At 42.1% G+C, this 25,820-nt stretch carries 16 protein-coding genes; 8 read left to right on the top strand and 8 right to left on the bottom strand.

Annotation, left to right across the window (positions count from 1 at the left end):
• Positions 1-133: 133 nt before the first annotated feature.
• Positions 134-5,521 (bottom strand): Calx-beta domain-containing protein, encoded by a 5,388-nt coding sequence (locus V7K44_RS09775; RefSeq protein WP_334930954.1) that lies wholly within the window; start codon positions 5,519-5,521, stop codon positions 134-136.
• Between the two features lie 296 nt (positions 5,522-5,817).
• Here V7K44_RS09775 and V7K44_RS09770 point away from each other — a divergent pair, with 296 nt between their 5' ends.
• From V7K44_RS09770 to V7K44_RS09760, 3 genes are all read left to right on the top strand, one after another.
• Complete coding sequence (locus tag V7K44_RS09770) at positions 5,818-6,012, top strand: hypothetical protein (protein WP_334930952.1); 195 nt, start codon at positions 5,818-5,820, stop codon at positions 6,010-6,012.
• Between the two features lie 27 nt (positions 6,013-6,039).
• A complete protein-coding gene (locus V7K44_RS09765) occupies positions 6,040-7,167 on the top strand; it encodes an acyltransferase family protein (RefSeq protein ID WP_334930951.1) in 1,128 nt (375 codons plus the stop codon).
• A gap of 265 nt (positions 7,168-7,432) precedes the next feature.
• Positions 7,433-8,137 carry a CAP domain-containing protein gene (locus V7K44_RS09760; protein WP_334930949.1) on the top strand — a complete coding sequence of 235 codons (705 nt, stop codon included), beginning with the start codon at positions 7,433-7,435 and terminating at the stop codon, positions 8,135-8,137.
• 146 nt (positions 8,138-8,283) lie between these two features.
• Here the strand turns inward: V7K44_RS09760 and V7K44_RS09755 are convergent, their stop codons facing one another.
• From V7K44_RS09755 to V7K44_RS09740, 4 genes are all read right to left on the bottom strand, one after another.
• Positions 8,284-9,666 carry a carotenoid oxygenase family protein gene (locus V7K44_RS09755; RefSeq protein WP_334930947.1) on the bottom strand — a complete coding sequence of 461 codons (1,383 nt, stop codon included), beginning with the start codon at positions 9,664-9,666 and terminating at the stop codon, positions 8,284-8,286.
• Positions 9,667-9,879: 213 nt separating this feature from the next.
• Positions 9,880-10,524, bottom strand: coding sequence for a Uma2 family endonuclease (locus V7K44_RS09750; RefSeq protein WP_334930945.1), 645 nt, complete (start codon positions 10,522-10,524; stop codon positions 9,880-9,882).
• An 80-nt stretch (positions 10,525-10,604) separates the two neighbouring features.
• A complete protein-coding gene (locus V7K44_RS09745; RefSeq protein WP_334930943.1) occupies positions 10,605-11,423 on the bottom strand; it encodes a type 1 glutamine amidotransferase in 819 nt (272 codons plus the stop codon).
• 35 nt (positions 11,424-11,458) lie between these two features.
• Positions 11,459-12,817, bottom strand: coding sequence for a Mur ligase family protein (locus V7K44_RS09740; protein ID WP_334930941.1), 1,359 nt, complete (start codon positions 12,815-12,817; stop codon positions 11,459-11,461).
• Between the two features lie 287 nt (positions 12,818-13,104).
• Here V7K44_RS09740 and V7K44_RS09735 point away from each other — a divergent pair, with 287 nt between their 5' ends.
• Both V7K44_RS09735 and V7K44_RS09730 read left to right on the top strand, forming a co-directional pair.
• A complete protein-coding gene (locus V7K44_RS09735) occupies positions 13,105-13,692 on the top strand; it encodes a thylakoid membrane photosystem I accumulation factor (protein ID WP_292738028.1) in 588 nt (195 codons plus the stop codon).
• A 177-nt stretch (positions 13,693-13,869) separates the two neighbouring features.
• The gene (locus V7K44_RS09730; protein WP_334930939.1) at positions 13,870-14,478 is read left to right on the top strand and encodes a hypothetical protein; all 609 of its coding nucleotides are present in this window, start codon (positions 13,870-13,872) and stop codon (positions 14,476-14,478) included.
• A 424-nt stretch (positions 14,479-14,902) separates the two neighbouring features.
• On the opposite strand, the gene V7K44_RS09725 is transcribed toward V7K44_RS09730, so the two are convergent.
• From V7K44_RS09725 to glyS, 3 genes are all read right to left on the bottom strand, one after another.
• Positions 14,903-15,919, bottom strand: a complete 1,017-nt coding sequence (locus V7K44_RS09725) for an SDR family oxidoreductase (RefSeq protein ID WP_334930937.1) — start codon at positions 15,917-15,919, stop codon at positions 14,903-14,905.
• Positions 15,920-16,067: 148 nt separating this feature from the next.
• Positions 16,068-17,630 (bottom strand): UDP-N-acetylmuramoyl-L-alanine--D-glutamate ligase, encoded by a 1,563-nt coding sequence (murD, locus tag V7K44_RS09720; RefSeq protein ID WP_334930935.1) that lies wholly within the window; start codon positions 17,628-17,630, stop codon positions 16,068-16,070.
• Between the two features lie 84 nt (positions 17,631-17,714).
• Complete coding sequence (gene glyS / locus V7K44_RS09715; RefSeq protein ID WP_334930933.1) at positions 17,715-19,868, bottom strand: glycine--tRNA ligase subunit beta; 2,154 nt, start codon at positions 19,866-19,868, stop codon at positions 17,715-17,717.
• A 521-nt stretch (positions 19,869-20,389) separates the two neighbouring features.
• Between glyS and V7K44_RS09710 the strand changes: the two genes are divergently transcribed.
• The 3 genes from V7K44_RS09710 to V7K44_RS09700 all read left to right on the top strand — a co-directional run bounded on the left by V7K44_RS09710 (position 20,390) and on the right by V7K44_RS09700 (position 25,684).
• Entirely contained in the window at positions 20,390-20,968 is a 579-nt protein-coding gene (locus V7K44_RS09710; RefSeq protein ID WP_334930931.1) for a PEP-CTERM sorting domain-containing protein, read from the top strand.
• Positions 20,969-21,834: 866 nt separating this feature from the next.
• Positions 21,835-23,124 (top strand): glycosyltransferase family 4 protein, encoded by a 1,290-nt coding sequence (locus V7K44_RS09705; RefSeq protein WP_334930929.1) that lies wholly within the window; start codon positions 21,835-21,837, stop codon positions 23,122-23,124.
• Between the two features lie 976 nt (positions 23,125-24,100).
• Entirely contained in the window at positions 24,101-25,684 is a 1,584-nt protein-coding gene (locus tag V7K44_RS09700) for an efflux RND transporter periplasmic adaptor subunit (protein WP_334930927.1), read from the top strand.
• The last annotated feature ends 136 nt before the right edge of the window (positions 25,685-25,820 follow it).

Here is a 25,820-nt window from a genome sequence, read left to right as displayed (position 1 = left end):
TATAATTAATACTTTTTTTGCAAGAAGGTGGGCGCAAAAATAAAAAATCAGTAATTTATAATACAAGTATTTTGCCGACGCCACTCTGGGCTGGGATAATTGCAGCGATCGCTAATGTTTTGCTCAATAACGATTAGTCATCATTCTTGATTGTGCCAACTCCTTGGTTATTAGCAAACGTAGTATTTGCTGCACCATAGATATTGACAAAAAATGTTTCATTGGCTTCGACTTTATTATCACCTCTGACGCCAATACTAATAATTTTGCTGGTTTCACCAGGCTCGAAAATAATTGTCCCCAGCCCAAAATTGTAATCCGAGTCCGATTCTTTGGCAGTACCATCACTTGTACTGTAATTTACAATCACCCGTTGAGAGAATTGATTGGAAAGAGTGACGACAAAATCAGCATTAGTTATCATCCCTGTTGTGCCTTCTTTAACTGATACATTTCCAATGCTGATGCTTTCGTCATCATTTATGATAGTAGCCACTCCCAAGCTATCAGTAATTGTGGTGTTTGTAGCGCCGAAGAGATTGACAGAAAATGTCTCGTTGGTTTCAGCTTTGCTATCACCGATGACACCAATAGCAAGAGTTTTGGTGGTTTCGCCAGGATTGAAAACGATTGTCCCGGAAGCAGGGTTGTAATCAGAGTCAGAAGTTTTCGCAGTGCCATCACTCGTGTTGTAATTTACAGTAACCTGCTGTAAGCTCGGTGCGGAGAGACTGACGAGAAAGTTAGCATTAGTTGTTGTGCCTATGTTACCTTCAGCAATTGAGACATCCGAGATACTGACAGTTGTTGGGTTGTCATCATCAATGATGGTAGCAACTCCTAAATTATCTGCGATCGCGGCATTTGTTGCGCCTGAAAGATTGACAGAAAATGTCTCGTTGGCTTCACTTTGGTTATCGCCGATGACGCCAATACTTAGAGTTTTGCTAGTTTCACCAGGAGCGAAAATAATTGTTCCTGAATCAGAGTTGTAATCAAAGTCAGCAATTTGGGCAGTGCCATCACTCGTGTTGTAATTTACAGTAACCTGCTGATAACTAGGATTAGAAAGACTGATAGTAAAGTTAGCATTACTTGTTGTGCCTATGTTACCTTCAGCAATTGAGATATCCGAGATACTGATAGTTGGTTGGTTATCATCGTTGATGATGGTAGCAACTCCTAAACTATCTGCGATCGCGGCATTTGTTGCACCCAAAAGATTGACGGAAAATGTCTCGTCAGTTTCAAATTTGTTATCGCCTAGAATACCAGTGCTAAGAGTTTTACTGGTTTCGCCAGGATTGAAAGTAATTGTCCCTAAAGCAGAGTTGTAATCAGAGTCAGCAACTTGAGCAGTACCATCACTCGTGTTGTAATTTACAGTAATCTGTTGAGAACTAGGATTAGAAAGACTGATAGTAAAGTTAGCGTTAGTTGTTGTACCTGTGTTGTCTTCAGTAACAGAGATATCCGAGATGCTGATAGTTGGTTGGTTATCATCGTTGATAATAGTACCAACTCCTAAGCCATCTGCGATCGCGGCATTTGTTGCAGCCGAAAGATTGACAGAGAATGTCTCGTCAGTTTCAGTTTGGTTATCGCCGACGACGCCAATACTAATAACTTTGCTCGTTTCCCCAGGATTGAAAGTAATTGTCCCTAAAGCAGAGTTGTAATCAGAGTCAGTAACTTGAGCAGTACCATCACTCGTGTTGTAATTTACAGTAATCTGTTGAGAACTAGGATTAGAAAGACTGATAGTAAAGTTAGCATTAGTTGTTGTACCTGTATTGCCTTCAGTAACTAAGACATCTGAGATAGTAATAGTTGGTTGGTTGTCATCATCAATGATGCTAGCAACTCCTAAACTATCTGCGATCGCGGCATTTGTTGCACCCAAAAGATTGACAGAAAATATCTCGTTGGTTTCAGCTTTGTTATCACCGATGACACCAATGCTAATAACTTTGCTCGTTTCCCCAGGATTGAAAGTAATCGTCCCAGAAGCAGAGTTGTAATCAGAGTCAGCAACTTGAGCAGTACCATCACTCGTGTTGTAATTTACAGTAACTTGCTGATAACTGGGATTAGAAAGACTGATAGTAAAGTTGGCATTAGTTGTTGTGCCTGTATTGCCTTCAGTAACAGAGACATCCGAGATACTGATAGTTGGTTGGTTATCATCGTTGATGATGGTAGCAACTCCTAAACTATCTGCGATCGCGGCATTTGTTGCACCCAAAAGATTGACGGAAAATGTCTCGTCAGTTTCAAATTTGTTATCGCCTAGAATACCAGTGCTAAGAGTTTTACTGGTTTCGCCAGGATTGAAAGTAATTGTCCCTAAAGCAGAGTTGTAATCAGAGTCAGCAACTTGAGCAGTACCATCACTCGTGTTGTAATTTACAGTAATCTGTTGAGAACTAGGATTAGAAAGACTGATAGTAAAGTTAGCGTTAGTTGTTGTACCTGTGTTGTCTTCAGAAACTGAGACATCTGAGATGCTGATAGTTGGTTGGCTATCATCGTTGATGATGTTTACTGTAGCCGAACTGTTAGTAATTGTGGAATTTGGCGCTCCAGTTATGAGGCTGGGGTTACTGAGGATAATAGTAATGTCTTCATTGAGTTCAAATGTGTTGTCACCCAAAACATTGGCTGTAATTGTCTTTGTGGTTTCCCCAACAGCGAAGCTTAAAGTTCCAGATGTAGCAGTTCCTCCACCCGTAACCTGAATATTGTTATAGTCACTGCCAAAATTTGTCGTACCAGCAAAAGCATAATCTACGGTGCTAGCCACGCCAATACCACCACTGCGAGTAACCGTGAAGGTAACAGCTTGAGTACCACTATTACCTTCAGTTAAACTTGAGGTGGGAGTGGAAATTGCATATTGAATCGCATCATTAGCAGCAATAGTTAGAGTAGTTTCAGTTATTGTCCCCAAGTCAGCCCCTGTTGGCGTGCCGAAGTTAAGTACAACTGTTTCTGCATTCTCAGGTAAATCGTCTGGGTTTATAGTAAAAGTAATTAGCTGTGTTAAATTTGCGCCTGTTGACCCAGCAGTAAAGGAGATGGTAGTGGGGGAAAAAGTGTAATCGTTGCCACTAGTAGCCGTACTACTGTTTTTAACGACAATAGGAACTGTGATAGCGGTTTCAGGAGAGGCATCTAAGGTAACAGAAATAGTTACTGTAGTGGCGGTACTATCTTCTGTTGTATTGTACGTAGCAGCACCAAAGTTGACTTTTGGAAGCACATATTCAAATGCTCCAATGTCAATTCTGCCGCTTTCAATACGGTTAAAATCCGTGCCGCGTTGGTCGGTAGTTAAGCCACCATTGTAAGCGGGATCGCCAGCATTCCTGGCAAGACTGTTAAAGTATAGAGCGTGAGTTTGTGTCGAACCACCGTAATCTCCTAGCGGTTTGAGTCCGGGGTTGGGGTTAATAATATCTGTACCCGTACCCAAAGTCCCCGATATTTTACCAGCAATTTTGCCAATCAGGTTGTAAGCATTACCATTGAAGTTGGCACCAGAGATATCGGCTGCTTGATTACCTAAATCAATATTGCCAGCAATGATGCTGTTGCTGATGCTCCAAGTACCAGTAGATCTATAAATGCCGCCACCATTACCTGTGTTATTGTTATCGCTATCAGCGGTGTTGCCAAATATAGTGGTATTACTTACGGTGCCACCGCCAGAATAGATACCGCCGCCGTTTACTTTTGCGGTGTTACTAGAAACAGTGCTATTACTAAGTGTGGTAATGGTGCTGTAGATCCCGCCGCCATTAGTGTTCGCTGTGTTGCCAGAAATAGTACTATTAGTAGCTGTTACACTACTAGTGCTGTAGATGCCGCCGCCATTAGTGTTCGCTGTGTTGCTAGAAATAGTGCTATTAATAGCTGTGACACTACTAGTGCTGTAGATGCCTCCTCCAAGGGTCGCTATGTTGCCAAAAAGATTACTATTGCTGACTGTGACACTACTAGTGCTGTAAATGCCGCCACCGTTGCTACTGCCTGCATTTCCCCCAGTTATCTTCAATCCATCAATTGATAGGGAGGCACTAGCATTAAAAATACGGGAAGTATTGTTACCACTGATGGTGAGTTTATTCGCCCCAGTTCCTTGAATGATCACTCCTTCAGTGATATTCAATTCTCCAGAAGTGAGGGTAATGGTGTCGGGGGTAGCATCACCGAATATCCCAGTCGGATCAAAGATAATTGTCTCAATCCCTGGATCGTTATTGGCATTGATAAGAGCTTGCCTTAACGAGCCAGTACCACTGTCATTGATGTTAGTTACTATGTAGGTAGTGTTATCTACTTTGATAGATACATCGTCAATGGCTAAACCATGATCGTTGCTTCCATCATCTATATCTTCCCAACGCAATATAATCTCTTCACCGTTAGCGATTGGGGTTGCTAGATTAAATATTACAGGCGTTATAACAACTCGATTGGCAATCAAATTGCCATTCAGGGCACCCACGGTTGCAGTTGCAATTGGCCCGGTGAAATCTAGCGAGGTGACAGGGGTCCATGTTCCTGTTGTTAAACTTGTGATAGTTGACCCAGTTTGATAACTGAATTTCAACTGTTGCTGTAATGTATTACCACCATTACGCCATTGTTCACCTGTGTAACTTACTTGCAACTTAGTAATTGCTGAACCTGTGTTGTTTTGGAGGCGCAACCCATAATAAATAGTTCCTGTAGTACCAGAAGCTAGAGAACCAAGTGCCCGGTCTGGGTTATTAGAGCTACCAAAACTGTACAATCCACCTGTGTTATTACTGCCAGTACCAGGGCTGTAAGTTGTTCTCGTAGAATACCAGCCCGAAATAGTTGAATCATTAACCCAAGCTGGTGTTCCAGAAATAGCTAATGAGTTAAAGTTTTGAGAGTATGTGCCAGTAAAACTAGCTGGCAAAATCGATTTGTAAGCCTGTATTACTTCAGGTTTAAATGCCAGGGAAGCCTCAATTTTCCCTGTCTTCACTTCTAAATTCCAGTTGCCACCTAAAGCTGCACTTCCGGTTTTGTCAGTGGAAGCGGCAACATCTGCTCCAGTAATTTGGCTAATCTGCTGTACAAATTTTGTGCCTTCACCGCTGGCTACATCACAGCCATAAAGTAGGATGTCAGCTTTATCAGTTAAAGCACTTGCCCACTTTTGTAACTGATTTTTGTAGCTATCCAGATTGCTAAGGTTGAAGTTGATTGACCCTAGTTGCAAACTCCCCACACTTCCGTGGGAAACAATGTGAATTGATTGAACTGAATTGGATTCACGTTTTGCTAGAAACTCGGTAATTTGTGCTAAACCGTCTCTATTGGCATCAAGAATAACAACTTCACTGCCGAGTGTGATACCAGCCATTAAGCTTTGGTAATCTATAACTTTTGGATCTATAAAAACAATATTTGTGCTTGCATCTATTAATTTTATAGGAGACTTGCTTCTGGTTTTAGGATGATAATCGTCTGGCTGTTTTATCATAATTATTATTCCTTCAATATAATTTATTAGCTTTGGCTTAGTAATATTTATTGTGCATAACAAAATAGAAAGTGAATGACTCTACATTCGCTTTCATTTCCAAATTAAATCGGTAATTAAACCTTTTATCTAATGAGACAAAACCGCGATATTTTTAGTTTTTATATAAGCAAGCACGCCTTGAGTAAAGTTAGCTGTTTTTTCATTACAGCTTTTGTTTATAGCAATTTATACTAAGCCTAGTGACAATACAACTGCATTTTCACTTAAATAACGATAGAGAGATTGATTGAAATTTGAGTATATCTAGCTTTATTAACAGTTCTGGTACTACCAATCCTTTTTGGATAGCTAAAACTGTGGTCTGGGTGCGATCGCGTACTTCTAGTTTCGTAGAAGATAGTATGGGCAGGAACCTTGATGAAAAACTATCTTTGGTAAGTAGACCTATAAATTTTGCTTGCTTACCTGCATCAAGCGGAGTACTTTAGATACTCATGTAACATAAAATTCCGCTTATGCGCCTGACTTCACTGGATGTTTTTCGCGGCATTACCATTGCTGGAATGATTCTCGTCAATATGGCGGGTGTCGCAGATGATGTATATCCTCCCTTAGCTCACGCCGATTGGCACGGCTGCACACCAACGGACTTGGTATTTCCCTTCTTTCTCTTCATTGTCGGTGTAGCGATGACTTTTTCGCTGTCAAAATACACTGAAGGCAATAAACCAACCTCAGCTGTTTACTGGCGGATATTGCGCCGCGCCGCTATTCTCTTTGCCTTGGGATTGCTACTAAATGGCTTTTGGAATCAAGGTATTTGGACTTTTGATTTGAGTAGTATCCGCATTATGGGAGTGTTGCAGCGCATCAGTCTTACCTATCTGCTGGCTTCTCTAGCTGTTCTCAACCTTCCGCGCAAAGGTCAATGGATACTAGCAGCAGTGCTACTCATTGGCTACTGGCTAACGATGATGTATGTAGCAGTGCCAGAATATGGTGCGGGAGTTTTGACACGAGAAGGTAATTTTGGCGCTTATGTTGACCGCCTGATTATTCCCAAAGCACATTTATACAAGGGTGATGGTTTCAACTTTATGGGAGATCCAGAAGGCCTTTTCAGTACTATTCCCGCGATAGTAAGCGTCCTCGCTGGCTACTTCACAGGTCAATGGATACGCAGTCAACCTGTACAGTCACGTACAAGTATCGGTTTAGGATTATTTGGAGTCGGTTGCTTAATTATCGGTTGGGCATGGGGGTGGACATTCCCAATTAACAAAAAGCTGTGGACAAGTTCTTATGTAGTATTTACAACAGGTTGGGCGTTACTATTACTAGCAGCTTGTTATGAACTCATCGAAGTACGGCTAATGCGTCGCTGGAGTAAACCTTTTGAAATTATGGGCTTAAATGCGATCGCTCTTTTCGTTGCATCGGTTTTGTTAATTAAAATTTTAGTCAAAACTACCGTTGGCACTGGCAAAGATGCTCCCAGTACCTACAATTGGATTTACCAGAATTTTTTTGCATCTTGGGCGGGAGTGCTGAATGGTTCCCTGTTATTTGCCTTTGTCACCGTGTTGTTGTGGTGGGCTGTTGGTTTTCTGATGTATCGGCAACGCTGGTTTCTGAAAGTATAAAAAAGATTTTTGTTCTTATTTACGTTTTAGTGTTTGTAATGTTACAACAGGTGTTAAGTGATAGATTTATAACACTTTAGGAACAAAGGCAATCGCAACTTTATCAATATTATTGGCGCGTTAATCTGCGCTTTGTTTAGCGAACTCACTTAAGTCCTGATATTGTTTCTAACGGCAGAAGCGTCTACAGACTTATCTGTGCGTTTAAAATTCTTACTTCTTCTAATTCACTAAATTAATCCATAGAAAAATTGTGAGGTAATGGATGCGTCGCATGAAATTTTGGGTATTTTTGCCAATTGCCTTAATATTCGGCTGCTCAGATCAACTGTTTCAATCTAACCCGTCTGTAGCCAACTCTAACCCAGCAGTAGTTGAACAAACTAGTCCAACTTTATTAGCAAAAGCGAGTTACCTTTCATCGTTAGAACAACAGGTAATTGTTGAAACAAATAAGGTAAGAACAAATCCTAAAGCATACCTGCCAATTCTGGAAAACTATAGAAAGCGCTTTGAGGGGAACCGAGTCAAAATTTCTAATAATACCTATTTGCGAACTCAAGAAGGAGTCAAAGCAGTTGATGAGGCGATCGCATTTATCAAATCAGCACGTCCTATAGGAGCGTTGAGTGCATCTAAAGGTATGTCTTTAGGAGCAAAAGACCACGTAAAAGACCAAGGCCCAAAAGGTGCTACAGGTCATGATGGTAGCGATGGTAGCAACCCTTTTACTCGCATCAACCGCTATGGTACATGGCAAACAACCGCAGGCGAAAATATCAGTTATGGGCCAAACAGCGCTCAAGATATCGTTATGCAGTTAATTATTGATGATGGTGTGCGCGATCGCGGCCATCGAAAAAACATTTTTAACAGCGCTTTTAAAGTCTCTGGTGTTGCTTATGGAACTCACAAATCATATAGAACAATCTGCGTGATTGACTACGCTGGCGGATATAGGGAAAAATAATTTGCGATCGGGAATAGGCAAGAATATACCTGGCGATTAAAAATCGCGGCTATACAAACCAAGTCCACCTGCGCTAACTCAAAGAATTTGAAACCCGCCTACGCGGGTTTTGTCTGTGTAGAGGCGGTTTCTAACTGCCCATTTAGCTATTCCCCAGCAAACCAAGCACCATGAAACCCATAAGGCACTCGCTGAGGAATTATCACCCGCGCTATAGGTTCAGCTGTTACATCTTGGGCATTCACTACTACTAATTCTGAAGTATCTAAACCCTCATCATGGACGAAAGTCATCAGCCAACCATCATCCTCAGCCGTTGCACCAGGACGCGGCGCAAACACAGTTTCACCGCTATAGCGCCCCTGCCCAAATTCATGTGTTTGGGATTTTTCACTACTGAAGTCGTATTTGATGATACCGTCAAATAAAGGTACGGGACTGTTTGCCGCTTTGTTAGTGTAGCCATATCGGTTTTGTCGCCCCAATCGGTTTTCGTTGACGCGAGGAAATTCGGAAGCTACATCATCCAGCATTTCTTCACGCACTGTCCCCGTGCTGAGGTTAAATCGCCAGCGATGCAAACGGGGTATATTTGCGTTTGGATCGGGTTGCGAATCATCAGAACTCAAAACACTTGTAGAACTCATGCGACAGGCAATCAGCACTACTTCGTCTCCCTCTTCGTAAGCGTTGAGGGTATGAAAGACGTAGCAAGCAGGACTTTCAAACCAGCGGATATTACTGTTGTCACCGTGACGTGGTACGATACCGAAACGACTAGAGCGATCGCGCTCAAACATCATTACAGGTTCTCCCCGTTGCGCTCTTTCAGGGTTAAAAGTCAGCGGCAAATCCATGAAAATTGTGTAGTTTTCAGTGATGGCAAAATCGTGCATCATCACCCCTATTGGCAGTTCAATTGGCACTGTCCGCAACAGTTCGCCTTCTGCTGAAACCACACTATATTGCAGATACGGTGGCGCAAACAGAGAATAGCCAAAGAAGATCATTTCCCCAGTAACAGGGTCTACCTTGGGATGGGCTGTGAAGGCAGAAACCAGCTTGCCATTGTAGGTGTACTCGCCAATGGTTTCTAATTCAGGCAGTTTAATGGCGTGAGGTTTACCCCCCTCGTTCAGCGCCAACATTTGACCAGCGTGCCACACTAAGGCAGTATTGGCAGTATTTTTGTAAGCACCGTAAGGATTATCCATCTGTGGTGGTTCTAACAATCCACTCCAGATAGCTTTACCCGCTTCTCGTTCTTTTTTCCATCCGGCTGTATGGACGTAGCGGTTACGATAAGTGGCTATGCCGTTGCTAATTTGCACACCATGCAACATCCCATCCCCATCAAACCAATGATATTGACCGATAGGCGTCCATTGAGGGTTAGGACCATTCCGCACAAACATCCCTGATAGGTCAAGGGGTAATTCACCGATAACTGGCAATTTGTCGGTGGTGATTTCTTCATGGACTGGAGCAAAATTGCCATCCAGATAGGGATTGACTGCTATTGTTACCATTGTCTTGATTTCAGCGTACATTTGTACTGTACATTCTGGTTTGTCATTATGCCCACATGGAAATTTTGAGGGCGTTGTAGAAGTTTTGCAATCGATCTACAAATTCAATTTTTTCTCTTGCTTGCGAATCACCTTATCTGCATTGGCTTGTAAACAAGTCTTCGATACTCGTGGATGAGTCTTTGATGACTCTTTTACTTCTTTAGCCTTTTTTTACAGGACTTCTCCAGCCTGAAAAATCTGTTCAGCAGTTAAATTCAACTCTGGAAATGCTAGCGACTGAATGCGATCGCTTCCCCGAAATTGCCTAACTTGATACTCACCTTCAATTAGTTGGTAAATCGAGATTGTTGGTTGTTTAGGATTGCCAATAAACCGCCTACCGCCTAAACCTAAATAGTCTACAATCCAGTATTCAGGTATTCCGACCTCTTCTCTTCGAGACGCTGCGCGAACATATTTACCTGCTTTGGTAAAATAGTCGTCTCGCCAGTTGGTACTTACTACTTCAATTACTAAAGGAATTGATGCTGCTTGGCTTACAGTAGATTCTTTTTTCCACAGAGGTTCATTTACTAAATTATAGTTATTCAACAAAAGTACATCTGGTGAGTAAGCTGCTTCGCTCTGAGTCGGTTTAACGAATGCTGTTTTTGGGATGAAATAAGGTAGTTTTAAACGTTTGTATTCTGTAACTATTTCCCCAACTAAAAATCCAACAATCTGTTCACGATCGCCTGTGGGAGGAGCCATTTCTACAATTACTCCGTCATGCAGTTCATAGCGTCGTTGTGAGTTTTCTGGATACCAGGCGATAAATTCATCAAATGTTACTTGTTTGGTTAAGGCTTGAGTCATACTTTGCCCTCTTGCTTGATGTCAAATTTGACCCCTCTCCAAACCTCGACACGGAGAGAGGCTTAATCAGCGAACTGAGGTTAAACTTTCGCCGCCGCAGCACTTGGTAAACTGACTTTCAAGCGCTTAAACATCGCTTCTCGTGCTTGTGCAGCAAGGCTGTCGTCAAAAGGTTTTAAGGTAATTTCCTGCTGATACTTTAGCCGCAATGCTGTTTGAATTAACCAATCGGCGACAAAGGGATTTTTTGGTAACAAAGGGCCGTGAGAATAAGTAGCGATCGCATTCTGATAAAATGCTCCTTCTGTCCCATCTTCACCATTATTCCCCAAGCCGTATACCACACGTCCCAAAGCTTCCACTTTCCCCAGTTTGGTGCGTCCGCCGTGATTTTCAAAGCCTACCAAATATGGTGTGCTACCCGTCATCTCTTTTAAATCTCGTGCTAGACGTGAGGCTGTCACTTCAATTACCAAGTTACCAATACAGCGCTTAGTATTTTCACCAGGATGCACAGAAACTAAATCGAGTATTCCCAAACCTTCAATTCTTTGTCCCAAGGCTGGTTCATAATAATGTCCTAGTAATTGGGGTGAACCACAAGTAAATACTCCCGGTGTGCCATTTTCGATTTTCTCGCGCATTGCATCAGCTTTCGCACCTTGCAAATCACGCATGACAATTTCTTGCTGACGATCTTGTGCACCACCACCAACTATGACATCTACAGTTTTAATATCTGCGGCTGTAGAATTTTGATCTAGGGGTAACACTTTAACATTGTATCCCCGCCATTGAGCGCGACGTTCTATAGTAATGACATTACCGCGATCGCCATAAGTACTCATCAGCGTCGGATAAAGCCAACCAATTGTTAATTCTAAATTTTGAGAAGTCATAAATTTAGGGAATGGGACGATTACAAATGACAAATTTAAAGAATTTTCCGCCCAGTCAAAACTTCTCGCACTTCTAACATGGCTGAGTAGGTAGGTAGAATATGCAAAGTTTCATTCTCTGGTGTATGCTCTAATGCAGTTGCGATCGCTTGTCGCAAATCTTCTTCTACAATTAAATTTAAGTTACTCTCAGGGGACTTTTGGCTGTAACGTAGACGTAGTGCCATATCGTAGACGCGATCGCCACTCACTACTAAAGTCCCACCGCGTTCGACTAATTTCTCAGTATCCACGTCCCAAATCCAGGATACATCAGTGCCATCAGGCGTGCGATCGTTCAATACCAGCAGTGTGGTTTTATCTGTGCTTTGAGTAACTACGCGAATGGTTTCATTCGTTCCCACAGGATTTTTTGATAACAATATCCGCACTCGTTTACCATTAATTACTAAATCTTCTGCACGACCAAAAGCAGCTTGGAAGTTGTTAATAGTATCTCTGATTGTTGCTTCATCAACTCCCAATTCAATAGCCGCAGTTGCCGCCGCCAAAGTATTATATTTGTTGTACAAACCAACCAGAATTTGCGACCATTCATTACTTTCCAGAGTCGGTTTACTTTTTGTAAAACCACACTTAGGACAAGTAAAATCTCCCAAATGAGACAAATAAACACCCTTGTAATCTAGAGAATGTCCGCATTTTGGACAATAGATAGAATCAACAGCGTGAGGAATAGCTTCTAGATAATGTTCTGGTTCATTCAAGCCAAAGAATAACACCCGTTGAGGTAACTGCTGACCGAGGTTAGATAAAGTTGGGTCATCAGCATTAGGAATTACTACCGTTTCTGGTGGTAGGGTAGAAATAACTTTTGTCCAACGCTTACTAATTGTATCTACTTCCCCATACCTATCGAGTTGGTCGCGGAACAAGTTTAAACAGAGAATGATTCGCGGCTGGAGTGGCGCTAATACTTTCGGTACAATATTTTCGTCAACTTCCAAAATGGCGTAATCAGAATTTAGCGTACCTAGTAAGTTGGTGCTTTCTAACAGCGCCGTCATCAAGCCATTTTCCAGATTTGCACCTGTAGAATTATGAGTGACACGAAAACCCTTGCGTTCTAATATCGTGCATAAAAGCAGTGCTGTAGTAGTTTTGCCGTTGGTACCAGCAATTAAAATCACTCCGTTTTTAACTTGCTGACTCAATAATTGTAAGAGTCGGGGTTCAATGCGACGAGCAATTGCGCCTGGTAATACACTACCAGCACCCAGACGCAGCGTAGGCGCAGCCCGTCGTAGACATCGCACAATAAACGTCACACTCTTTGCCACTGACACTGCGAAACCCAATCGCAGTCTATCTATGAATTGTATTTTGTTTCCCACATCTGTACCCTAGTCTTCTGGCGGTTGCTAATTAAAAGTGCAAATTTAATCTTGTGAGTTTAGCGAATCCTGACTGAAAAAGCCAGTCATCGCAATTTCAGATTTTGGATTGTTGCGTTACTTTAGCTCTGTTTTGACTTGCGCGTAGCGATACCAGCCACTTGCGAGAGATAATCTCAGTAGGCGTTATCTTAAAAAATAGTGCGTGGGCGTAATTACATATCCAGCCCAGTTGGCCAAATTCAGCACAAACTCACAACAAGTAGTAGCTTGCAAGGTTCCTTTTGATGAATAGTACAAAGTTTCTTTTTTTACATAAACAAATTACTGGCTGGCGAAGGTGGTTGTCCAAATGCCTGTTGTTGCTTGTAAGTCTTTTCATTATAAGTATGCAACCTGCATCTGCTGGTCTTAATAATGATTTATATGATGGCAACATCTTTGTCGTTTATGCTGGCAATGGTTCATTGGTTCCTCCCAGACAGACACTCGCACAGACTTTAGCGGAACATAAACCCGTATTTTTGGCTTTTTATCTGGATGATAGTAGCGATTCCAAAAGATATGCCATTTCCATTTCACGGGTACAGGAATTCTATGGTCGAGTAGCAGAGATTATGCCGATTAATGTAGATACTATCCCGCCTAAAGAGACCTACGATCCAACAGAACCAGGATATTACTTTGCTGGGAGTGTTCCTCAAGTCGTGGTGTTAAATAAATCAGGTGAGGTAGTTTTGAATAAAAAGGGTCAAGTAGCTTTTGAAGATATAGACGATCAATTTCGTAAAATCTTTGATTTATTACCACGTACTGAAACAGCACAGCTAAAACGGCGAGCCTTTAATGAGTTTAGCAGTGAGTTAGCTAAGTAACTTATGGGGTAGACCAAATTGGTCTGCCCTAATTTTTAGTGATATCTGTTACTACATTGCCGCTGATGTCAAAGCATAATATTGAAATATCTGTTTTAACAATTAGAGGAAATTAATCCATAGTCTATAGTCCGTAATCAATGCCCATTGTCCAATAATTAACTAGAGTGTATTCTGATGTCAAAGGTTTACACCACCCAGGAGCTAATTCAAATTTTGGCAGCCGAACGCCAAGCTTGCCTCAAAGGAAAACGCCTAAAATTAGAAATAAAAGTCTCTGGCAATCCTGTAATTGACCAGTTTATCAGCACTGATGGGTTGCAACAGTTCACTGCCTATCAAGATTTCAAAGCTGCAATTCATGAATATCAGAAGGAAAATCGAGTTTCCGGTATTATCTGGCGAGAAGTGACAGTTAAAGGAAAAAACTTGCACTATCCCGAAATAGATACTGAGTTAATTGCCCTCAATGGTGACTTAGAGATATTAAAAGCCGCTAAAAATTCTATCGTAGAATTTTGGTATGAAGTGACTATAGGGATGGATTTATACTTGAGTTTTAATAATAGTAAACAACACCAAACAATTGTCACATCTGATGTAAAGAGAATTGTTCAAAGAACAGAGTGGGCAAGTTTGTGCAAGTGGGAAAATTCTAGCTTTTTGGAAATGATTTTGCAGCTAGGATGGGGTAAACCAGAAGAGGCTTATTATAAACGAGGAAGACCGCGATCGGGTAGCGAATATATTCATGCAGTCAATCCCGGAAATCGTCCCATTGGTTGATTGATATGTAGGTTGGCAATGCTGAAACCTATGGCAAAATGATGGATAAAATTGCTACACAATTGTCTTTGCTTTCCTTTCTCAAAGAGTATTTACTCGCATACTTAAAATCAAACCTAAAAAATTATCATCAAGGAGCGAAAAAATAGTGTACAAAGCAATACGCTTGGGTTAGCGCCAAAAATCTTGAACTGTGTAGGTTGGGGAGCCACTGCGCCCTTGCGGTTTCCCGATTTGTTCGTGCAGCGTCTCCCCTTGGGAGAAGCAAGTGGCGTTTGAGGAACGAAAGCCAACATTGACTGGGCTTTGTTGGGTTGCGCTTTGCTTAACCCAACCTACAATTTTTCTTAACTGAACTGTATTGGTCTATAAAGCTGTTTTTTCGCCCCATCAGCTCCTCTACATACTCACGTTTCTGACTTAATTAAATATCACTGTTATTACTCCAGCCACCAAGGAACCCTGCAATACCAAACACCGCCAAGGCGATCGCTCCCCACTTCAGCGCCGGATTCATATCCAACGAATCCAATAAGCTGGGTATTGTCAAGTTTCCAAAGTCTCCCTCAACTCGGTCATAGCTGTTTATCGGCTCAAAAACATTGTTTGGTGCGTCCTCTGATTTTGGCTCATTGGTACGCTGTCCTCGAAAAGCGATCGCTAGCAACAGTGAATCTACCAAGCTAGGCGAAATACGTTGCGCCAAATCTAATACTTTACCTACATCTCCGACGATAAAATCTCGCGTCGGATGTTCAGCAACATAAAGAATGGCATCAGCAACTAGACTGGGATCGTAATATGGCGGTATCCCCGTAGGTTTCACTCCTAACTTGGTGCGAACTTTATTGTAAAAAGGTGTGTTGATTGTCGAAGGCAATATGGAGGTAACGCTGATGGGCCATTTTTCGTGTTGCAACTCGACGCGCAGCGCTTCCACAAACCCTTCTAAACCATGTTTTGCAGCAGAGTAGGGGCTTTGTAGCGGCAGACTGCGCCTACCCTCCATTGAGGAAATATGAATTAATGCCCCGCGTCCCTCTTGTTTGAGATAGGGTAGTGCTGCCATTGCACCATACACCTGTCCCATCAAATTGACATCAATTACTCGTTGAAACTCCTCCGGTGTGATTTTCTCAAAGGGAGCAATTATCCCTGTAGCCGCAGCATTAACCCAAGTATCCAATCGTCCATATTCTGCTACGGTTTTGTCTGCGATCGCTTTTACCTGTCCAAAATCGCTCACATCTGCCACAACTGCGATCGCTTCGCCACCAAAGCTTTGGATTTCCTCGACTAAAGTCTTTAGTCCTAGTTCACTGCGTGCTGCAACTACCACCTTTGCACCACGCCTAGCAAACTTCATCGCTGTTTCCCGTCCAATTCCGCTGGAAGCCCCAACGATCGCTACTACTTGCTGATTAATTGACTTCAATTGCATGTTTAATCATTTATATCTTCACCTTTTAATGAATAGCTAGATCATTAATCGCTGCATCTTTCGCTGGACTTACGCACTGGGTAGAGATGCAGATTGAAGAAGGCAGGAGACAGAAGTTGTATTTTAACTCCTAGCTCCTGAGTTAAACTTATCGACTTTGAACTATGGACTCTTGACTAGAGTTTTCAAGTTCTGGAAGTTCTGCTCTGGCGGGTTTCCAACCTCCTGCCCAAGCAAGACATAGATGACGGAAGCGATCGCCCCGCACCTCAAAATTTGGGTACTGGTCAAAACTCGCACAAGCTGGAGATAGCAACACCACAGACGCTTGATACTGCTTGGCTAATTCTGCCGACTTGGGAACTGCCCTTTCCATAGTTTCCACAATATGGTAAGTATGATACCCCACCTCTCGGAGACGTTTGGCAAATGCGGGTGCAGCAGAACCAATCAATAGCACAGCAGCAGCTTTGGTTTGAATTTGTGCTAGCCAGCCAGTATCATCACCTGCTTTGGCTTCTCCACCAGCAATTAAAATCGCTGGACTGTTAACGGATGCTAAACCAACTTCAGCAGCATCATAGTTGGTGGCTTTGCTGTCGTTAATGAAATCAATACCTTCCCATGTGCAGATATGCTCCAAACGATGGGCAACACCAGGAAATTCCCGAACTGCAAGTGCGATCGCATCACGATTAATTCCCGCTAATCTTGCTGTTGCTACTGCCATCAACAGATTTTGCTGGTTATGTTCTCCCACCATTCGCAAACTAGATACCTTCACAATCGGTTCTGGTGTCGAGGTTGCAGTCAATTTTTCCACAACCCAGCCGTCTTCAATGTAAAAGCCTTTTTCGCTAATCAGAAAATCTTTTCCTCTGACACTTGTCCAATAGGCATCAGGCCAAGCACTTAAACCTAACTGGCTCAAGTAGGCATCATCACCATTGAACACTTGCAACTCGGACTGGTGTAATAACTTGGCTTTGATGTTGTAATAATTCTCTAAAGTCTGATGGCGACTAAGATGATCCGGTGTAAAAGTCGTCCAAACTCCGATCCTGGGAGCAAGAGAGACAGAGGATTCTATTTGGTAGCTGCTAACTTCCGCAATCACCCAATCGAGTGAAGAGTTAGGAGAGACACGATTAATCGCGTCTGTACAAGAGTTAGGAGTTAAGAGTGAGGAATCATCAAATGTTTCTCCTGCTTCTTCTGCTCCTGTACTCCTCTGCCCCCCTGCTCCTCTGCCCCTCTGAGATAAGGCAACTTCACAAGCGGCGTAGCCAATATTACCGCAGGCGGGTGCATTTAATTCTGCTGCTTGAAAAATGGCAGCAATTAAAGCTGTGGTAGTAGTTTTGCCATTAGTGCCGGTAATTCCTACCCAAGGTAGCGATTGTAAATTTCGCCAAGCGAGTTCCATTTCCCCAATGGTTTCAATACCTAATTGGCGTGCCTCAACTAATACGGGAATATCCCAAGGCACGCCAGGACTAACGACTATTAATTGGGGTAAATTAGCACCATTCAATTCTAGGGATTGTCCTAGTTTAACGGTTATTTGCTCGGCAGCGAGTTCTTGTTGTTGTTCTAGGAGGGTTTTGGAGGTGTTGCCATCACTCAGCTCTACCTCCCAACCTTCCCGTTTCAACAATCTCGCCGCAGCAACACCGGACTTTCCCAATCCAATAACAGTAGCTTTGGACATAGATTGCAGCAGAGTGTCCCTGGTTAAGCACTCCCTATAGTAGCCTTTCTTGGCAAAAATTACACAAGTTTTTGTTGACCTACGCTACAGATTTTTGACGATCGCACCGAAGTCAGCTAAAACACGGGCATGATTGCGAACTAGTCCCAGCAGATGTAGTCGATTACGCTTGACTTCTGGATCGGAGTCCATAACTAAAACGCTATCTGGGCCATCAAAGAAGTTACTAACTGCTGGAGCAATTTTTGTTAATGCTGCTACTAAAAGTTGATAATTTCGTGTCTGCTGTGCTGCTGAGGAAAGCGGCACTGATTCGATTAGCGCATTATACAAAGCGCTTTCAGAGGGCTTTTGGAATAGTTCTTGACGAACTACGGTTGTTGGTTCTAGCTGTTTTGTATCCAAATCACCTTGCGCGGCTAATCGTGTGGAACGGTTAACGGTTTCGTAGATGTTATCTAAGGTACTATCGTTGCGGATTTGTTGTAAGTATAAGGCGCGATCGCGGACATCCAATAAATCTTTTAAAGTCCGTTCTGTGTATTCTGGGTCATTTTCTCCCAAAACTGCATTTACTAAGTCGTAATCAATCTGCTTTTCTTCTTGTAGTAAAGTGCGGATACGTTGCAAGAAAAACTCTTGTAATGCTGTGGTTAATGATGCCCGATCTTTTTGATATTTTGCTGCAAAATCTATCGATATTTGCTTCAATAAATCATCTAAATTTATTGGCAAATTATCAAACCAAACAATTTTAACTACAGCATTAGCCGCACGGCGCAAGGCGAAGGGATCGGATGAACCAGAGGGAATTAAACCTAAACCAAAGATACTCACTAAAGTATCTAATCTATCTGCCAAACCAACAATTTTACCTGTGAGTGTTTCAGGTAAAATATCACCGGCTCCCTTTGGCAAATAATGTTGATAAATTGCCTTTGCTACTTCGGCATCTTCACCACTAGCTAAGGCATATTTTTCTCCCATAATGCCTTGCAATTCCGGGAATTCATACACCATTTGTGTCACCAAATCTGCTTTGCATAATAAAGCAGCACGTTGAATTCTTTGGCTTTGATTTTCTGCTAATTCTAATTGGCTGCTAATTTGCTCGGCGATTTTAACTATTCTATCTACCTTGGCACGCACCGAACCCAATTCTTCTTGGAAAGTGACTTTTTCTAACTGGGGTAAAAAGTTTTCTAAAGGCTTAGTTAAATCAGCTTCGTAGAAAAATCTGCCATCAGCTAATCTGGCACGAATTACCCTTTCATTACCAACGGCAACAATATCTGATTTTTTTGGGTCGCCGTTAGAAATGGTAATGAAATTAGGCAATAATTCTTGCTCAAAACTCCCTGGTTTAAATACAGGAAAATAACGTTGATGAGTAACCATCACTTCAATAATTACCTCAGTTGGTAATTCTAAAAATTCTGGTTCAAATTTACCAACAACTGCGGAAGGATATTCTACAAGGTTGGTTACTTCCGCTAACAAATCGGGGTAAATTACTGTATACCCGCCTAAATTCTCAACGACTGCATTTACTTGCTCTTTAATCAGATTTGCCCGTTCTTCTGGGTCAACGGTGACATAAGCAGACTTGAGAGCGATAACATAATCAGTAGCTTGGGCAATTGTCACAGGTTCAGGATGTAAGACCCGATGACCTTGAGAAATGCGATCGCTCTGAACTGTTTTAGAACCATTGACTAATTCTAAAGGCAGCACTGTCTCATCTAACAAAGCTACCAGCCAACGAATTGGTCGGGAAAACCTGGCATCCCCATTCCCCCAACGCATTAACCGCTTACCTTCTAAACCCCAAATCCACTGGGGAACAAGTTCTGTCAAAATTTCCGCCACAGGACGACCGGGAATTCTTTTTTGCACAAAGACAAATTCCCCTTTGTCGGTGGGGCGAACAGACAGCACATCCAGTTCCACACCTTGCTTTTTGGCAAAGCCTGCGGCGGCGGCTGTCGGCTGACCATCTTTAAAAGCGGCTTGGGCAGGGGGCCCTTTAATTTCTTCTTCTCGATCTGGTTGCTGGGATGGTAGTCCTGTAATTAATACCGCCAACCGCCGGGGAGTACCATACACCTGGACACTTGCGCCCTTGAGGCTGTTTGCTTCCAAGCTTTGGGGAATGCGTTCCTGCCATTGCACTAAAGCATCACTGAGAAAACTTGCAGGTAGTTCTTCTGTACCAACTTCTAATAGAAACCCAGGCATATAACACTGTTTTCAACTTTGCGTAGCTCAACTTTATCAGTTATTCTCAGGCGATCGCTCGTGATTTTTAGCTGAATCGGTCATTGAAGAGAATAAAGGGAAAACCCCACAGTTAACAATTCTAAATTCAACATTAAAGACAAAGACATTTTGTCTGCGGCACGCTATGCAAATAGACGAGTACTTAAACTCCTACTGTTAGAATATCCCCCAGAGTAACTGGGCTACGTGAAAACGCAGGGATTTCAAACCCTTTAATTTACGATAAATGAGGAATGGAAGTGAAGCCAGTGTGGATTGCATACAAAGAAGCATAGATGCAGAGGGGTTTGTCGTCAGATATCACTACAGACTTGACATTTTATACAAAACTTTATAAAATAAGTGCTTCTCTTCATAAATTCATTACATTACATACCGTATTTTGTGCGGTATTTACGGATATATATTTCTATCGTAAGCTTAGTGTTGATTGATGCACTGATATATGCATCATGACAATCAATTTTGGAGTTATGACCATGAAAAATATTTTCGCCAAAATCACCGCGATCGCAGCAACCAGTATTGCGATCGCTACTAGTGCTAACAACCCAGCCCAAGCTATTGAATTAAACTTTAACTGGCAAGGTGATGCTGGTTACTCAGCAACAGGTTCATTCAGCTACGACGAAACTACAGCACCAACAATTATTTCAGAACTTGGTAGTGGAGCCACCAATTTTTTACAATCCTTGAATGTCTCCTTCTTAGACCCATCTAAAAATCTTCTGGGAACCTATAACACCGTTAGTAGTGGAGTATCAGAATCTAACTTCTTCGCTTTCAATTTTAATACTTCCACTCAGACATTATTTGGTCCCTTTGATGTCGCCGGAGGAACGGGTGTAATTGGAGAATATTTCTTCCAGGGAACGGTTGGCGACTCTTTGTTCTTACGTCAGGATGTCGATCAACAGGGAACGTCAACAACACTAGATCAAAATTCTGGTTCTATTCAAGTATCCAAAGTCCCTGAGCCGGCTTCTCTCTTAGGTTTGCTAGCATTTGCTGGTTTGGGTGTAGCTTCAACTTTCAAGAAAAAGCAAGCCTCCTACTAGAAATTAGGGCTTTCTAGTCAGAGGTTGCCAAATTTACTGAATCTCTATTCTAACCCTACTAGTTCAGTTAACTAGTGGGGTTATCATATAACCTCATTAAAATATGAGTGAAAAAGAATGTAGAGATTTAGCGGTGCTATGTCTCTAAAAGGATTCTGGATAACGCATATTTAATTTCACCAAATGTCTATTAGTTTGTCATCAACACTTTTACAAAGCTCAGGGCTGAGTGAAATTAATTTTTACTTTTACCCCAGCATTTATGACTCAACACCCAACACTGTTTTGGTCAGTGCCTTTGAACTACTCAAAAAGTTGGATTTTGCTTAATGAATACAATACTGATAACTTGGTTAAAAATACTTCATGTGCCAGTTGAAAAGGCGGAATGAGGGTTATATGCATAACAGTGAATATAATGTTACAATTCTCCAAGTATAAATTGAGGCATTAGTTCGGAGATAAACAGACCAACTATTATCCTAATCACTAGAAAATAAAGTCTATATTTATCAATAGCCTAACCTGTCTATACAAAGTCATATTTTAATTTTTAAGTGTTTTATGCAGTACAAAAATTATCTTTTGAAAACTACGAAGAAAATTTATAAGCAATGTTTAACACATTTTTTTTAATCAAACAATTTAACCAGTCGAAATACAGCATTTGTAAATAAATGAGGTAACAAAATGCAGGCATACAAATCAGATATAAAGAGTTTCTATCTCTGCCTACTGCTTCCAAAACGGTAGCTTTGTACTTCATGCAAAAAAATTCTGTAAATAATAAAAATAGCAGCCCCCACTGGCTATTCATAAGTAATCCGATCGTCTCATGCTATCTTCACAAAATTCACAAATATTTCATGCATATTCTGATTTATTCCTACAACTATCATCCAGAGCCAATTGGAATTGCTCCGTTAATGACTGAATTGGCAGAAGGACTAGTCAAGCGAGGTCATAAAGTGCGAGTGATTACGGGAATGCCCAACTATCCTCAGCGCGAAATTTACGATGGCTATCAAAATAAATGGTATCTTACGGAACAAAAAAACGGCGTCACAATTGCGCGAAGTTACGTGCGAATTAAGTCTAAACCTAACCTCGTAGATCGCCTGCTACTGGAGTTGAGCTTTGTTTTCACGAGCTTACCCCAAGCCTTTAAAGGTGGGCGACCAGATGTAATTATCTTAACAGTTCCGCCGCTACTAGGTACGTTGCCAGCAACAACATTGGGCTGGTTATACAACTGCCCAGTAGTTCTAAATGTGCAAGATATTTTACCAGAAGCTGCTGTGCGTATCGGGCTATTAAAAAACAAGTGGATGATCCGAACTCTTGCAGCTTTAGAGAAATTTGCATATCGAACTGCACACACTATTAGTGTGATCGCTGATGGGTTTCGTGAGAATTTAGTAAATAAGGGAGTACCGGTTAATAAAATTGTTTGTATTCCCAATTGGGTAAATGTAAATTTCATTCGCCCGTTACCGAAACAGAGTAACTCTTGGATATCTAACCATCAACTAAATGGGAAATTTGTAGTACTTTATTCAGGCAATATTGCTCTAACGCAAGGTTTAGAGACAGTAATCGAAGCAGCCGTTTGTTTACGTCATATCAAAGATATTGTCTTTGTCATTGTTGGCGAATCAAGAGCATTGCAAAGGTTGCAGGAATATTGTTTATCAAATGGAGCAGATAATGTTTTGCTACTACCGTTACAGCCGCGAGAAAAACTACCTGAAATGCTAGCAGCTTCTGATGTCGGGCTAATTGTGCAAAAGCACAATGTGATTTCGTTCAATATGCCTTCAAAAATACCACTTTTGTTGGCGAGTGGTCGCCCAATTGTGGGTTCAGTTCCCGCCACTGGTACTGCTGCTAAAGCTATCGAACTCAGCGGTGGTGGGATAGTTGTTGAACCAGAATCGCCCCAGGCAATGGCCGCTGCGGTGCATGATTTATATGCTAATCCGGCTCTAGTGAGGAAGCTAGGTAACACAGGAAGACAATTTGCCGAAGAAAACTATTCCTTAGAACAAGCGCTCGATCGGTATGAGTGGCTTTTTTCTCATATTGTTACCAACCGAAAATCAACTGTGGGGATTTTACCGAAATTCGATTCTAAGAAATCAGTTGTGGATGGTTGAAGGGGATTTAGGATTTCTCACTCGTCGGCTATACAGACAAAGCTGCGATTGGAATAAATTAAATCACCCATTCGGGTGAGTTAAAGATCAACCGATCGGGTGAACTAACTGTAGGAAGTTGAGACTGCTCAAAAATAGGAATCTAGAGAACACTGGCTGATTGCACGTCGTTCTTGGTAAGGATAACTTGATGAAACTCGCAACTTTGATTAAGACAGCTGAATTAATCAGCGTTGGCTTACTCCTGCAAAGAAGTAAAGCTACGCGTAGCGTGTCGGAGACAAGCGTCTCGTAAACAAAGCATCGCTCCAGACTTTTTTCTTCCTTAAGATCAGTATTCACTAATACTCAAGGGGGATAAACTCATTTATAACTTATACCAATCTTGTCTGCTATGTGGTTATAATGCAAGCAAGCGCTTGCAAACACTCATAGAAAACTTAGCGTCAAGTACGGCACAAACTTATGCATCCTTGATCTAGTCAGCAACTAAGGTATTTGCAACGGCAAGTTTAACCACAGTGACAACACGAGAAATTGCTGGTGTTGCTGCGGTCAATGAGGTAACTTTATTTCGTAATTTCCAAAACAGAAAAGCAACTACTAACTTGCTCTAATTACCGAAGCGATGCCTTCGGCGGGCTACGCCTACGCTTTACAGGCAGAAGCGCTTTAGCTGCAACAAGATGAACCGTGCTTTCTCTCTGAGCTAAAGCACTGGGTTTATACTGACTAACAAAAAACTATAAATTACACTTTAAGAAATTGAACGGAGTTAAGTAATGTACAAATCAACCATAATGTGCTAAACAAAATTGCTTCATTTTAGGTGCTAGACATCGTGAGCGATCGCCCAAATACCCAAACATATTTGTCACCAACATAGAGAAAAAAGGGCTAAAAAACGATTCAAATAATGCTTTTTTAGCGAAGAGTAGATTGCCCAAGTCTAAATCCATAAGACGAGAAAACGAAGATGTCCCATTCTGAGTTCCCTGACTCTCCCTTACCCATTGAAATAGAACAGCCTGCTGTTACTGATTCTAGTCAAGAGTCGCAACAATTACCACAGCGATCGCCTAAGCCACCTCAAAAACGGCGTTGGCCTCTAATCTTGGGAATTATCCTATTAATTTCAGGTGTTGGTTTTGCTTGGCACTGGTGGCAAACTAGTAATGCTAGGAATGCACCAGCGGCTGGGGCAAATGCTAGTCAACCTAGAGCAGTTCCAGTCAAGCTAGCGACAGTGAAAACTGAAACCGTTCAAGAAAGTTCGGAGTTTATTGGCTCCTTAGAGGCTCCACGTTCAGTAATCATCAAGCCACAGGTTGAAGGGCGAATTACCGAGATTTTCATCCAAGAGGGCAACCGCGTTCAACAAGGACAAGTCATTGTTAGTCTGCAAAGTGATAATGTCCAAGCTCAATTGTTACAAGCTAGAGGCTCACTGCAACAAGCCCAAGCACGTCTTGCTGAACTCAAAGCAGGTACACGACAAGAAGAAGTTGCCCAAGGTAGAGCGCTGTTAGCCCAAGCCCAAGCTCGCTTTAGAGATGCTCAATCGGGATCGCAACCAGAAGAAATTGCCCAGGCTGAGGCTCAAATTCAGTCAGCTAAATCCGATGTGGAACTAGCACAGTCACGCGCCAAGCGATATGCACAATTGAGAAAAGAGGGCGCAGTTTCCCAAGACACCTTAGAAGGATATGTCAAAGAACAGCAAAGCGCTGAAGCTGCCCTGGTCGTAGCCCAAAAACGCTTAGATCAACTCCGCCAAAGCAGAAGATCGAGTATTAATGAGCTAGGTGGTGCTTTGGAACAACAGAAACAAAACTTAAGACAACTAGAAAATGGTTCCCGCCCAGAAGAAATTGCTCAAGCGCGATCGCAAGTAACTCAAGCAGCTGCCCAAGTTCAAGCCGCTCAAGTCCAAGTGCAATACACAAAAGTTTTTGCACCTTTCACTGGCATTGTTGGTGATATTCCAGCAAAAGTGGGAGATTATGTGGAAAAAGCAGATCAACTGACTACACTAACCAGAAACGACTCTTTAGAACTGAATATTTCCGTTCCTGTAACTGAAGCCAGAAAGTTGCGCTTGGGCTTACCTGTGCAAATGCTGGATGTCCAAGACAAACCCATCGCAAGGGGTAAAATCAGTTTTATTTCCCCAAATGCTAGTTCCGATTCGCAGACAGTTTTAGTAAAAGCCAACTTTGGCAATTCGAGAAATCGACTGCTTAATCTTCAGTCAGTGCAAACCAAAGTGATCTGGAATGAACGTCCAGGAATTTTAATTCCAGTTACAGCAATATCTCGCTTGGGTGGAGAGACTTTTGTATTTGTAGCGCAAGCGCCGCAGGAAAAGTCTAAACCTGGAGCGCCAGCTTTAGTAGCTCAACAAAAATCGGTGAAATTGGGAGTCATTGAGGGGAATAATTATCAAGTTATCGAAGGACTAAAAGCGGGGGACAAAATTGTTGTTTCCGGCATTCTTAACTTAACCAATGGCGCTCCCATTACTCCTGAAACAGAAGAAGTTGGTAGCCAGAAGCCTTAGCTGAAGAGGGACAGGGACAGGGACAGGGGACAGAGAGGCAAGGGAGACAAGGGGACAAGGGGGAATTATTAAATAAGTCTCTCCTTTGTCTCCCCGCTCTTCCTTGTCTACCTTGTCTTTTCTCCATGCCCAATGC

Origin of the sequence: Nostoc sp., from assembly GCF_036917235.1 — a bacterium.
In the GTDB taxonomy this organism is placed as follows: Bacteria; Cyanobacteriota; Cyanobacteriia; order Cyanobacteriales; family Nostocaceae; genus Nostoc.
This window is presented reverse-complemented; position numbering and strand designations above follow the sequence as displayed.